This is a genomic window from Methylophilus sp. DW102 (genome assembly GCF_037076555.1).
Classification (GTDB): domain Bacteria; phylum Pseudomonadota; class Gammaproteobacteria; order Burkholderiales; family Methylophilaceae; genus Methylophilus; species Methylophilus glucosoxydans.
Map to the genome: position 1 here is coordinate 2,175,318 of NZ_AP029023.1, position 11,951 is coordinate 2,187,268.

Consider the following 11,951-nt stretch of genomic DNA (forward strand, 5'->3'; position numbering starts at 1 on the left):
ATTGTTTGAGGAGATTGAAATGAAACGTCTTTTAACGTACTTAAGCGGCGCCCTGTGCCTGGCTTTGACGCCTGTTACCCAGGCAGGTGCCCAGCCTTCATTGGTCATTCAGGTGCCAGAGTCTTTTTACCAGCATCCGGTGCGTTTGCTCAACCCCTATTTAGTTTACTGGCACAATCGCGCTGAAATTGCAGAGTCGGTTGGCTTGAACAGCTTTCAGGCACAACATTACACCACATCCAGCTGCCAAGCCGAAGCACAAGGCCAGGCATTGGTCGTGATCGAACCGAATATGTTTTACAACCCGCAAACTGGGGTGTTTTATAGCGAGATTACGGCCAGAGTTTATAACACCCCGGCTGCGGATAGCGCGCTAGGCAAACCACTGATGACGGTGAAAGGCGAAGGCCAGTCGCGTGGCTGGCTGACCTACAATGTAGAGAATTTTGCCCGACAGTCCTACCAGCAGGCATTTGAGCAAGTGATCCAGAAAATCCAGCAAAACCCGGCTTATGAGCCCTCTGTCGTAGCCGCGCCCGTTCAAACCTACCAAGCCTTGTGCAACAGCATTGATACGCTATCACAACCTAAAGCCCTGTTCTAGAAAGAAAATATGCAATCATTCATCTCGAACACACCGTCATGGATACAATGGCTGTTGGCCAGCAGCCTAACCCTGACCAGCCTGGCCAGCCATGCGCACCCCCTGGAGCCGGTCAAAGGTCTGCTGACGCCCGAGTCCGTCGTACAAGCGGCCGATGGCAAAATTTATGTGTCAGAAATCAATGGCTTTGGCCAGGATGGCGACGGGCAAATCCGTGTACTGGACCATGGCCAGTCCTCCGTCCTGGTGCAAGGGCTGGATGACCCCAAAGGCCTGGTGATCATTGCCAATGACTTGTATATTGCGGACAAAACGCGGGTACTGCGCGTCGCGCTCAATCAGCCGGGCGCGGTTGCAGAAGTGTTTTTATCTGCCAACGAGTTCACCAAACCGCCACAATTCCTCAACGATCTGGCGGCAGATGCCAATGGCAATCTGTATATCAGCGATAGCGGCGACATTTTGGGCACAGGAAAAGGTGGTGCCGTTTACAAAGTGACCCCGCAACGCCAGGTGACTCTGCTGCTGGATGGCAAGATCGATGAGCGCATTTTGGCGCCAAATGGTTTGCTAGCCGATGCCAAGGGCGAACACCTGCTGTTGGTCGACTTTACCTCTGGGGTGCTATACAGCTACGATCTGGCAGGCAAATCACTGCAAGAGATGGCACGCGGATTTGGCGGCGGCGATGGCCTGGTCAGGCAGGCCAATGGTACGATTTATGTCAGCGACTGGAAATCCGGCAAGATTTTCAAGGTGGATGCACAACATAAAGTTACCTTGATCAAACAAGGTTACCAATCTGCAGCCGATATCGCGCTTAGCCAGGATGACCATCATCTGCTAGTGCCGGATATGAAAGCAGGCGAACTGGATATTCTGCCTTTGCGCTAATCAGCACGGATGCCAGGCCGTGGCCTGGCATTTTTGTGGCTTGTAACAGGCAAAAAAAACCACGCAGAGCGTGGTTAAAGTGAGAGGATACACACGAAACCGCTGATTGCCTAAACGACGCTGCAGGGAATTCAGCGCGCTTAGGCAACTTCACAGTTACTTGGTTTGCGCAGTTTTTTTGTCAATCTCCTTTTGGGAACTGACCGCTGGCTGCGCACCAGCGTGTTTGGCGACTTTCAGATGCCTTTGCATTTCTACCTGATCATGTGGTGAGGGATTTGTCCCCGCCCACACGGGCATCGAAAGTAAATATCCTGTCATTCCTATGATCAGCAACATGCGTTTTTTCATGATCACTCCTTATCAGGTTCCAACCCGTTGATCCTTAGTGTTTCTTGGTCAGCGTCTTTACTTCTGCGCTGTCAACGATTCACACGATACGCCTCGGGCCTTACAGCTAACTTACGCGCGCCTTGCACCAAGCTTACAACCCGTCAATCCGGCTTGCATTGAGGTAAACTGAGCGTATTCAAACCAGCAGGTGAAAGCGATGCGTCTATTAATAGTGGAAGATGATTTGGTGATTGCAAACGGTCTGGTACGTGCATTGACGCAAGCGGAATATGCCGTTGACCACGTGACAGACGGCAAGCAAGCCTTACGGGCAATTAATGATGATGTGTATGATTTGGTAATTCTGGATTTAGGCTTGCCCACCATGGACGGGATGACGATATTGTCGCACCTGCGCCAGCAAGCCAACCCGATTGCCGTTCTCATTTTAACCGCGCGAGAAGATGTCGCGACACGCGTACAAGCGCTCGATATCGGCGCCGATGATTTTCTCACCAAGCCGTTCCACCTTGAAGAACTCGAAGCGCGGGTGCGTGCCCTGATCCGTCGTAGCAAGTTGGGTAATAACCTGCCACTGCAATGCGGCAACCTGAAACTGGATGTCGCCAACAAACTGGCGACCATCAATGACCAACCAGTCACCCTGTCTGCACGCGAACTGCATTTGCTAGAAACGTTGATGATGCGCATGGGTAAGATCATTGCCAAAGAGCAGATCATGGAATCGTTATGCAACTGGGATGAGACACTGGGCGATAATGCCATTGAAGTGTATATCCATCGCCTGCGCAAAAAAATTGAGCCCAGTGGCGCCAATATCCGCACAGTGCGTGGCTTGGGCTATATGTTGGAAGCCGAACAACATGCGCAGTCCTAAAGGGTGAGCAGACCATGATGCCCCCGCTTTCACTCAAAAGCCAGCTACGCTTGTGGCTGTTACTGCCCATGCTGGTTGTGCTGGGCGTTTCTGCCGCCTTGTCTTACTCGCGCGCCCTGCTCTACGCCACACAGGCCTACGACCAGGCCTTGTTGCGGACCGTGCTCGCGCTGGCAGATGAGGTGATTATTGACAGCCACAATCAAGTCAAAATTGAGATCCCCGAGGTCGCCAGCCATTTGCTCAGCTATAACGAAGGCGATCACATTTACATCAAAATCAGCGACCCCAAGGGTAAACTGGTGTTTGGCGAAGCGCATTTACCCTTACCCAAGCAACTGCCTGCGGGCAACCAGCAGGTTTACTATAACAGCCACTACAAGGGCGAAGCGATCCGCGCCGTGACCTTTGGCCTGCCAGAGAGCGAGGCGGCCAATGCGCGCAACATTCTGATCAGCATGGCCGAGACCACGGGCAAACGGGATGCCATGGTGGCCGAAATGGTCGAAGAAATGCTGTTGCCACAAGTGCTCATGATGCTGTTGGCTGCCATTGTGATTGAGTTGGGCATTTATTTTGCCCTCAAACCCTTGCAAGACCTCAGGGAATCTTTGCACCAACGCTCTTACCGTGACCTGAGCGCGCTGGATACGCAAGCGACGCCAAACGAACTGCAACCCTTGCTGCAAGCGATGAATGCGCTGCTCGCACGGGTCAAGGCAGGCTTGCAACAGCAGCAGCAATTTATTGCCGATGCCTCACACCAGTTGCGCACACCGATTGCCGGGCTGCAAACCCAGGCTGAACTGGCCTTGCGCAGCCAGCCGCCTGAGGCCATTCAAGAGCCGCTTAATTACATGCTGCGCAGCACCACCCGCTTGTCACACCTGATACAGCGGCTGTTGACCATGGCCAGAACCGATGCTGCTGTTTCGCAGCTGCAATTTCAGCCAGTGTCACTCACCAAAATCATTTCAGATGAATGTGCGCGCTGGATTGGGCCAGCCAGTAACAAACAGTTAGAGCTCGATGTCATGATTGAAACCCAGCAGGATCAGGTGCTGGGCGATGCGCTCATGCTCTCTGAACTCTTAAACAACCTGCTGGAAAACGCCATTCAATACACCCCAAAACAAGGCCTGTTGCAGATCCGTTTATTGCAAGCGGGCAAATTTCTGGTGCTTGAAGTGGCAGACAGTGGCATCGGCATTCCTGCCGATCAAACCACCCTGGTTTTTGAGCGTTTTCACCGGCTGGACCCGAATCAGGGCAATGGCTGCGGCCTGGGGCTCGCTATCGTGGCCGAAATTGCCGAACACCATAACGCCAGCATCACGGTTACCCCGGGGCTGGCACATCCTGTCAGTGGTCACATTGGCAGCCAATTCACGGTAAAATTCGAGCGCTATGACGAACGACTGCCTGAGAACCCGCGCCCTGCAAACTCTGACCCTAAGGGACCCGCAACAAAAATGTCTTGAGGTCGCTGCCCTGTGGCAAGCCTGCCTCACTGGCGCGCTGCAAATCCGGCCACAGCAGGCATTATCCGCAGACGACCAGAGTATTCCCGGCCGGCCTGAGCGCCCGGCCCTGGTGGCGCCGGCCAAAGTTCAGCGGCGAGCCATGAACACGGCCGAAGGCCGCGCCGCCTTGATTCATGCATTGGCGCATATCGAATTTAATGCCATCAACCTGGCCCTGGATGCGGTCTGGCGATTTGCCGACATGCCTGAAGCGTATTACCGCGACTGGCTGCAAGTGGCCAAAGAAGAGGCTTATCATTTTTCGCTACTGCGCCAACATCTGCAGCAGCTGGGCTTTGATTACGGCGACTTTGATGGTCACAACAGCCTGTGGGAGATGGTCGAAAAAACCCAGGTCGATGTCCTGGCCCGCATGGCGCTCGTTCCACGCACCATGGAAGCCCGTGGCCTGGATGCCACCCCACCGCTCAAACAAAAACTGTTACAAGCTGGCGACCAGGCCGCCGCCGCCATCCTCGATATTATCCTGCGCGATGAAATCGGCCATGTCGCGATAGGCAATCGCTGGTTTGGCTATTTGTGTGATCAACGCCAGCTCGACCTGGTGGATACCTTTGAGCAATTACGCCAACAATACCATGCGCCCAAACTGCGCCCACCCTTCAATCTTGCAGCACGCAAGCTTGCCGGCTTCACCGATATTGAGCTCGCCTATTTGAATGGAGATTGCAGTGCGTAGGAATTGTCGTGAGCGGATCAACAAAGCATACATATACAAGCTTTGTTGAATTATATGAGCATCAAATATAATGCTTTTCAACTGATCAAGCTGCAACGGTGCGTATTAATATCCCTAAAGTATTAAATTTATTTTTGAGTTTCATCGCCTAGCTGGAACGACCGCATCCCATCAGGTAGCAAGAAGCTGGTGACTGCGTACAGGAGAACCCTAAATGCAATGTGGAAAATGTAATCCTCAACACCTGGGGATAGACTTTTCAATGGCGTTTCAACCCATTATTGCCTTCGAGCGCAAACAGATTTGGGGATATGAAACACTGGTACGTGGCCTGGAAAACCAGCCAGCGGCGTTCATTCTGGATCAAATTGACGCCTCCAGTATTCATAGCTTTGATCAAACCATCCGCTCAAAAGCCATCAGGCTCGCCAATCAGTTACATTTTGACCAGATTCTGTCCATCAATTTTTTACCAAACGCAGTCTACAACCCTGAAAACTGTATTCAATCCACGCTCGCCGTGTGTGATGAACTCGGTTTTGATAAAAAGCGCATCATGTTTGAGGTGACCGAGGCAGAAAAAATCACCGACCATGCGCATTTAAAAAACATTTTTACCGAATACAAAAAACATCAATTTCTGACTGCGATTGATGATTTTGGCGCGGGTTATTCTGGCCTGAACTTACTGGCTGAATGGCAGCCAGATATTATCAAGCTGGACATGAACCTGATCCGCGACATAGACCAGAATAAAACCAAACAACTGATTATGAAAAGCATCCTGGATGTGTGTCGCGGACTCAATATCGAGGTGATTTCAGAGGGCGTCGAGACCCGCGCTGAACTGACGGTACTGGTCGATTTTGGCATCGACCTGTTTCAAGGCTATTATTTTGCCAAGCCCTTGTTTGAAGGGCTGCCAACCGTGGCTGAAGACTGTTTTAGCCTGGCTCGCTCACCTGACCCAAGATAGCTAAAAAATCACTCACTTGCCAGCATGCATCCATGACCGGTCTTTAGTAAACGACCTCAGGCATGCACACTGACAAGATGATGACAGACTCAAACGGGCTGCGTCATTTCAGCAAAATCCAGTGCCTGCCATTGCCCGGCAACATACCGCCAACGCTGCCCATCCTCTTCACACCACAGATGTAACCAGCCATGGTTGACCAGGTGGCTAATGACCGCATGCCTGCCGATAATCTGGTCAATCTGTCTGCAGCTTGCCACAATGACCACCGTCAAGCGGAGCGGTTCATGCATCCACTGCTGGCCATCATGCAATGACTGTTTGGAGAGACCGATTCTGAGGTCACCACCGTTGCCTTCAAACACGCCGATGCGGCCACCGACGACGTTGTGTAACAGCTTGTTTCCGCTCCCAAGCTTGACTGGCTCACAGGTCGAGGCATGGTACTGCCAGTTAATCCAGTGCGTCACCAGCATCGGGGCCGTCATAAGTTGTTCCAATAACGCCCCTTCAATATCCGCCGCCGCATCATACTCATGCAAAAATGCCCGCCCGGCCAAATTCAAATGTCTGGTACGCGCCCGGGGGGCCAGAATAAATGCCGCATTGTTGGCCAAGCCCCATTCCGGCCGGGTCTGCGCAGCGTCATTGGCACGCTGGCGAAAGGCTTTGAACAAACGACCGGCATCGCTGGCTTGTGTTGACTGCATTGAGGTAGAGGCTAACTGTGCCCGTACAACTTCACCGGCAGCGGTAAACAGCTCAGCCGCTTGCTGCCAGCGAGTGTGCGTTGCGGCTGGCAGCAGATCAAGATCAAAGCCTTGCAACGCTTGTGTGGTAGTGTTGTGCAAGGCGGCAACAAACCAGGTTTCGGCGGGGATCGTCATACCCATACTAGCCAGCTGTGCCCTCACCTCGGCATCATTGAGCACGGCAGCCAAGGCACGCGTGTTTACCTCACCAGACTGTCCACAACATGCGCCGCAATCGAGGCTGGAGGCATGCGCATTGTTTTTGCTCTGGCTGGCATGCCCCACCAGTAATACCAGCGGCGCCAACCCGCTGGTCAGGCCTAAACTGTTGAGTACCCGCGCGGCAAGCTCGGCTTTTTCGACCACGCTCACCGCTTGTAACTGAGGCCGGGTCAATGCGCGGTATTTTTTCGGCAAGCCATGTTGATCAAGCGAACTGCGGGCATGCAATTGCGGCTTGATCATGGCTAACAAGGGTTTCAAAAACAGGGGGCCTGCGCTCTCTACCAGCGAAAAGGCCGCTCCAGGATATTTGCTCAGTCGGCTGACCTGGCCAGACAGCATAAAATTGCTGAGCCGCTTTTGGCCGACTTTTAGCTGTAGCGCTTTGCTACCGGCCTGTGCCACTTCGCTTATCGCCTCTGAACCGGCAAGGACTTGATCACGGACAGTTAAGCTAGGGGCCAGCAGGCCCGGCAACTGTGGACGCTGATAGTCGGAAGCAAAAGGCTGATAGGCAATCGGCAAGCCAAAAAAGCCCGCCGCGCCCAGCGTTTGTATATTGGGTGACAATGATTCTATTGCCCGCCGGATCGGTTCACTGCGCACATCAATACAAAATGCGGCCTGAATCAGTGGCGTGGGTGTCGGTGTTGCAGCCTCCGGCATCTGGCTCAGTTGTTGCGCCAGCTGGCGCTGATAACCGATTTCCAGTGCCAGTTGCCAGACCTCATCCACTTGCAATGCCTGTTCTGCAGCTTGAATTTTTTCAGCCACATGCTGCCATTTTTGCTGGATGACCCTAATGGCGCTGTTGGTTGCATTGAGACCTTTACATTGCATTAAAATCACGCCCCATGCCAACCGAATCGCCAGCAAATCACGCAAGCTGTCATCACTCTGGCCTTGTAATCTGGCTTGCCAATCCAGATAAGCACACCAGGATGCCCAGCCATTCACCGTGAGCAATACCGCCTCAAAATAATCGGCCAGCACGGCCTCATCCAGGCCTAGCGCCTCGACCACCCAGCGCTCAGCCTGTTGGCGATTGCGTGGCAAATAATCCAGAAACTGATGGATGTTGGGCAAGCCCATCAACACACCGATGCCATGGTCATGCACGATCATGTCACGCCAGAACTGGTACAAGCCACCTGCACGCTCAGGCTGCCAGTCTGACTGGTCCCGGTCAAAATACGCGGCACAAGTCTGGCTGACCTGATGCGTAATCGCATCGCGCCAGGTCAAGCGCTGAAACCGCTGGGCATCGTCATCGAGCACATCAATCAATAGCGGTAATTGGGTAATGGCAAGCGGCGCCGATAGCTGGGCCACTGCCTCTGCAATAGTGGTCTGCCTGAGCCCGAGTTGTGTTATGGCCTGGGTTAAGTCCTGTGCAGACATGCGTCCTTGCTGCCAGGCATGTAACAGATGACCTCTGGCCGGAAACACTTGCAGATCGCCTAGCACAGCCATGCGTGCCGCTACAGTTCTCACTGGCAAGTGGACTCTTTTCCAATGCGGGTTGACTGCAATCGACTGATCCAGCGGCCAGTTAGGGGCAATACTGTCGCACGCACGCTGGCAGGCCTGGTCTATCACCTGCTCACGGATAGACTGTGCTTGCCCATGGTGACGCCCTGGGAATACTTGGTCTTCAATAAAAAACATCTTTTGGTTCCTTATCCATTCATTTCAGAAGCGCGCCTAGTCATTGGCATGCGTGCTTTTGCCCCAACTAACCGGCCATAAACGCAAGACCCATCGCGTGTAAAACTCATCCAGATAAAACCCGGCATAGACTGAGCGATGCAGCACAGCCAACCGCGCAGGCATCTGCTGGATCATGGTCGTGGCAAGGTACAGCATGAGCATGGCCAGCACACTTATCCATCCGCCCGTAGGGGAAGGCTGATCGTGTATCCCGAGGGGAAGCAGGTGAAATACCACACTAACGGCGGTCAACCCCATGGCAAGCACACTGCCAAATAGCAAGGCTTGCAGTTGCAGGCGCAGAGTCACTGCCTGCCCGACCTGCTGCCACAACACTGGAGCCCAGGCCAGCGCCAGTATCAGGCTCCACCAGGCTGGCCACAGCTGGGTCCCCGAGACCGCCTGTACCCCGAACACAATCAACATGGTCAACACCGGGGCAAGCAACATGCTCAACTTGGCAAAGGCCGCTTTACCCGCCATCTGCTGCAAGCGTGTGTGTGTGACAATGTCGGCGGCGGACAAAAAGGCATAAGCCTTGTAAATCGAGTGTCCGATCAGGTGCAGCGCCGCAAAGGTGTATAGCCCCAGCGCGCATTCCACTATCATGAAGCCCATTTGTGCCACGGTGGACCATGCCAGCCTGACCTTGATACTGACCCGGGTAAACATGACCAGCGAGGCAAACAGGCATGTCACCAGCCCAACCGCTAACAATACATGTCTGGCCAGTGTTGCCTGTTCGAACAAGGGGGCAAAGCGGATCAAAACATAACCAGACAGGTTCACCACACCGGCATGTAACAAGGCAGAAACAGGCGTCGGTGCTTCCATCACCTGGATTAACCAGCCATGCACCGGCAGTAATGCCGTTTTTAAAATTACCACCGCCACCAGCAGCATGGCACACCAGCTACTGAGCTGCGACAAGCCATGCATGCTGACATGTAAAAGAAAGACTGAAATCTGTACGCTTCCGGTTTCAACATAGGCGATCATGGCCGTCAGCAGCAACAGACTATCCGCCAACACATCCGCCACGGTCTTTTTGTGCGAAGCCAACAGTGCAAACGGACGGTCTGCATAAAAACACAGCAAGTGCTTTAAACACACGCCAATGGCTGACCATGCCGCGACAAACAACAACCAGTGATCAGCAATCAGCAGCACATGCACACTGGCAAGGACCAGGCTTAAAGCGGTGACAAAGCTTTTCTGATTGGCCTCACCTTCGAGGTATCTGGCAGAAAAATGTCCGATCACCCACCCCAGCAATTGCACCAAACAAGCCATCAGCGCCTGCAGCGGGGAAACAGCAATGGCAAACGCACTGAAAAAATTGCCAGGCAACGACTGGACATGCAGACACACGACTGCGGCGGATATACCCGCCGCCACAAGCGCCACGCTGAGCAGATGCTTAAACAGTTGCCAGCCACGGTCATGTTGCCACGGTAGCACTCCACTCAGCAGCCCAGCCAGCCACATAATGGCTCCGGGTACCAGTGCAAAATAAATGACAACGTCCATTAACACGGCCTTTCATGACCAAAAAATACATTGATAAAACAGAACATAAAACACACTTTAATAGAAGATAAAGATTAACCGGAGGTAGGCCCATCAATCGCTACAGATTGTTGGGTGACCACCTCTTGCACCGACGCGCTTGTCGTCGGCTCACCCTCTATTGGCGCCCAGACTTCAGGCAGTAATTCAATTAGGATTTCGCCCTGGGTAACCACCTCCTCACCATTTATTTCTACGTTCTTGGGATAAACCGTCACTGTTCGACCATCAATTTCAAGCCGCTTCATCATCACCATTTCACCTATCTAACTATATTAAAAAACCAAATAGCGGGTGATGCAGATTTTGACGGATGATTTTAATTAGGTAAAATATATAAATATTAATTTTATGTTCTATTTTATTTATATATGGCGAGACTCAATTATCATCACTTGCAATATTTTTGGCATATCGTGAAAGTGGGTAGCTTGACCAAGGCAGCAGAAAAATTGCATATCTCGCAATCCGCGCTGTCTTCACAGATCAGGCAACTGGAAGAAAGCCTGGACTGCGCATTGTTTTTAAGACAAGGGCGTAAACTGGTGTTGACGGAGTTCGGTAATTTGGCGTTTTCCTATGCAGATTCTATTTTTACCAAAGGCATAGAACTCGAAAACCTGCTGAGAAAAGGTATTGCGTCTGAGAGTCAAACGTTGCGGATTGGTGTGCTCTCTACCATGTCCAGAAACTTCATCGAGAGCTTTGTGGAGCCATTACTGAATCACTCGGAGATCAAACTCGAAATTTCTGCCAGCGGGCAAACCAACTTGCTCAATGCGCTTTCGAATCACCAGATAGACCTGGCGCTCACCAATATCGAGGTGAGAGGCAATACTGACCAGTTATGGGAGTGTATTCTGCTAGATCGGCAACCCATCAGTGTGATCGGCCCGGCAGAGATTGAGATCAAACACGGATTTTCGGCCAAATATGCGGAGTACAACTGGATTTTGCCCAATCAGGACAGCCCGATTCGGGCGGCCTTTGATGGCTTGTGCGCCTTGCATCACCTAGAACCTCACATCGTGGCCGAAGCGAATGACATGGCGATGTTGCGGCTGTTAGCGCGCGACAGCCGGGCACTCACCGTCATGCCGGAGGTGGTGGTTAAAGACGAGTTAAAAAATGGTGTGCTCAAATCCTTCACGCAACTGGAAGGGATTTTTGAGAATTTCTATGCAGTCACGATCAAAAAACATTTCCGCAAGTTTGAAATCAGCCAATTGGTGAATCAGTTTCTAGTCAAAAAAAGAGCGCTCTAGCCCTCTTGAAATTTTTTTGCGCATCCCTATTTTCACGGTATCAGCAACTCTGCTGATACCTTTTCGCCACTGGAGGCATGATTGCCAGTTGCGTCTGCAAACGTCTCCAGTGGTGGTTTTTGTTGAACTTATTCGCTAAGGAGAATTGAACATGAATATTCGTCCCCTGTATGACCGCGTCATAGTCAAGCGAGTCGAACAACAACGTACGACCGCTTCCGGCATTGTGATACCAGACACAGCTGCAGAAAAACCCGAGCAAGGCGAAGTCATCGCTGTCGGGAGCGGCAAGTCCCTTCAAGACGGCAGCCTGAGAGCCCTGGCAGTGAAGGTCGGTGACCATGTCTTATTTGGCAAATATGCCGGACAAACAGTCAAACTCAATGGCGAAGAGGTATTAGTCATGCGCGAAGAAGACATTCTCGGTGTGATTGAACCCGCCTCTGCCGATCTCAAAAAAGTCGCTTAATCACTTTGTTGCTAAGAGAGAAAGGAGAATTGAACA

At 52.3% G+C, this 11,951-nt stretch carries 12 protein-coding genes; 8 read left to right on the forward strand and 4 right to left on the reverse strand.

The genetic code is table 11. From position 1 onward, the window contains the following. Positions 1-19 precede the first annotated feature (19 nt). Together AACH41_RS10200 and AACH41_RS10205 are read left to right on the forward strand one after the other, a co-directional pair. Positions 20-604, forward strand: a complete 585-nt coding sequence (locus tag AACH41_RS10200; RefSeq protein ID WP_194748300.1) for a hypothetical protein — start codon at positions 20-22, stop codon at positions 602-604. 9 nt (positions 605-613) lie between these two features. Continuing rightward, positions 614-1,498 carry an SMP-30/gluconolactonase/LRE family protein gene (locus AACH41_RS10205; RefSeq protein ID WP_313986521.1) on the forward strand — a complete coding sequence of 295 codons (885 nt, stop codon included), beginning with the start codon at positions 614-616 and terminating at the stop codon, positions 1,496-1,498. Between the two features lie 156 nt (positions 1,499-1,654). Here AACH41_RS10205 and AACH41_RS10210 read toward each other — a convergent pair whose 3' ends face one another. Continuing rightward, positions 1,655-1,849, reverse strand: a complete 195-nt coding sequence (locus AACH41_RS10210; protein WP_194748302.1) for a hypothetical protein — start codon at positions 1,847-1,849, stop codon at positions 1,655-1,657. 199 nt (positions 1,850-2,048) lie between these two features. On the opposite strand from AACH41_RS10210, the gene AACH41_RS10215 reads away from it, so the two are divergent. The 4 genes from AACH41_RS10215 (at position 2,049) to AACH41_RS10230 (ending at position 5,928) form a co-directional block, all read left to right on the forward strand. Next, positions 2,049-2,729 (forward strand): response regulator transcription factor, encoded by a 681-nt coding sequence (locus tag AACH41_RS10215; RefSeq protein ID WP_194748303.1) that lies wholly within the window; start codon positions 2,049-2,051, stop codon positions 2,727-2,729. Between the two features lie 14 nt (positions 2,730-2,743). Next, entirely contained in the window at positions 2,744-4,210 is a 1,467-nt protein-coding gene (locus AACH41_RS10220; protein WP_338654907.1) for a sensor histidine kinase, read from the forward strand. Then, positions 4,137-4,952, forward strand: a complete 816-nt coding sequence (locus tag AACH41_RS10225) for a ferritin-like domain-containing protein (protein WP_338654908.1) — start codon at positions 4,137-4,139, stop codon at positions 4,950-4,952. Before AACH41_RS10220 ends, AACH41_RS10225 begins: the two co-directional genes overlap by 74 nt. Before the next feature lie 262 nt (positions 4,953-5,214). Further along, positions 5,215-5,928, forward strand: coding sequence for an EAL domain-containing protein (locus tag AACH41_RS10230; protein ID WP_338654909.1), 714 nt, complete (start codon positions 5,215-5,217; stop codon positions 5,926-5,928). 89 nt (positions 5,929-6,017) lie between these two features. On the opposite strand, the gene AACH41_RS10235 is transcribed toward AACH41_RS10230, so the two are convergent. The 3 genes from AACH41_RS10235 to AACH41_RS10245 all read right to left on the reverse strand — a co-directional run bounded on the left by AACH41_RS10235 (position 6,018) and on the right by AACH41_RS10245 (position 10,432). After that, positions 6,018-8,570, reverse strand: a complete 2,553-nt coding sequence (locus AACH41_RS10235) for a DUF2309 domain-containing protein (RefSeq protein WP_338654911.1) — start codon at positions 8,568-8,570, stop codon at positions 6,018-6,020. A 36-nt stretch (positions 8,571-8,606) separates the two neighbouring features. Then, the gene (locus AACH41_RS10240) at positions 8,607-10,142 is read right to left on the reverse strand and encodes an NADH-quinone oxidoreductase subunit L (RefSeq protein WP_338654913.1); all 1,536 of its coding nucleotides are present in this window, start codon (positions 10,140-10,142) and stop codon (positions 8,607-8,609) included. A gap of 74 nt (positions 10,143-10,216) precedes the next feature. Then, a complete protein-coding gene (locus tag AACH41_RS10245) occupies positions 10,217-10,432 on the reverse strand; it encodes a hypothetical protein (protein ID WP_275355995.1) in 216 nt (71 codons plus the stop codon). A 120-nt stretch (positions 10,433-10,552) separates the two neighbouring features. Here AACH41_RS10245 and AACH41_RS10250 point away from each other — a divergent pair, with 120 nt between their 5' ends. Then, on the forward strand, positions 10,553-11,446 hold the full coding sequence (locus AACH41_RS10250; protein WP_194748309.1) for a LysR family transcriptional regulator: 894 nt from the start codon (positions 10,553-10,555) through the stop codon (positions 11,444-11,446). Between the two features lie 151 nt (positions 11,447-11,597). Next, positions 11,598-11,915, forward strand: a complete 318-nt coding sequence (locus AACH41_RS10255) for a co-chaperone GroES (RefSeq protein WP_313986538.1) — start codon at positions 11,598-11,600, stop codon at positions 11,913-11,915. Positions 11,916-11,951: the final 36 nt, after the last annotated feature.

Bases quoted from the DNA above. Each gene is read 5' to 3' on its own strand.
- AACH41_RS10245 (WP_275355995.1), bottom strand. From the start codon at position 10,432: ATGATGAAGCGGCTTGAAATTGATGGTCGAACAGTGACGGTTTATCCC.
- AACH41_RS10240 (WP_338654913.1), bottom strand. From the start codon at position 10,142: ATGGACGTTGTCATTTATTTTGCACTGGTACCCGGAGCCATTATGTGG.
- AACH41_RS10210 (WP_194748302.1), bottom strand. From the start codon at position 1,849: ATGAAAAAACGCATGTTGCTGATCATAGGAATGACAGGATATTTACTT.
- AACH41_RS10205 (WP_313986521.1), top strand. From the start codon at position 614: ATGCAATCATTCATCTCGAACACACCGTCATGGATACAATGGCTGTTG.
- AACH41_RS10225 (WP_338654908.1), top strand. From the start codon at position 4,137: ATGACGAACGACTGCCTGAGAACCCGCGCCCTGCAAACTCTGACCCTA.
- AACH41_RS10250 (WP_194748309.1), top strand. From the start codon at position 10,553: ATGGCGAGACTCAATTATCATCACTTGCAATATTTTTGGCATATCGTG.
- AACH41_RS10200 (WP_194748300.1), top strand. From the start codon at position 20: ATGAAACGTCTTTTAACGTACTTAAGCGGCGCCCTGTGCCTGGCTTTG.
- AACH41_RS10255 (WP_313986538.1), top strand. From the start codon at position 11,598: ATGAATATTCGTCCCCTGTATGACCGCGTCATAGTCAAGCGAGTCGAA.
- AACH41_RS10220 (WP_338654907.1), top strand. From the start codon at position 2,744: ATGATGCCCCCGCTTTCACTCAAAAGCCAGCTACGCTTGTGGCTGTTA.
- AACH41_RS10215 (WP_194748303.1), top strand. From the start codon at position 2,049: ATGCGTCTATTAATAGTGGAAGATGATTTGGTGATTGCAAACGGTCTG.
- AACH41_RS10230 (WP_338654909.1), top strand. From the start codon at position 5,215: ATGGCGTTTCAACCCATTATTGCCTTCGAGCGCAAACAGATTTGGGGA.
- AACH41_RS10235 (WP_338654911.1), bottom strand. From the start codon at position 8,570: ATGTTTTTTATTGAAGACCAAGTATTCCCAGGGCGTCACCATGGGCAA.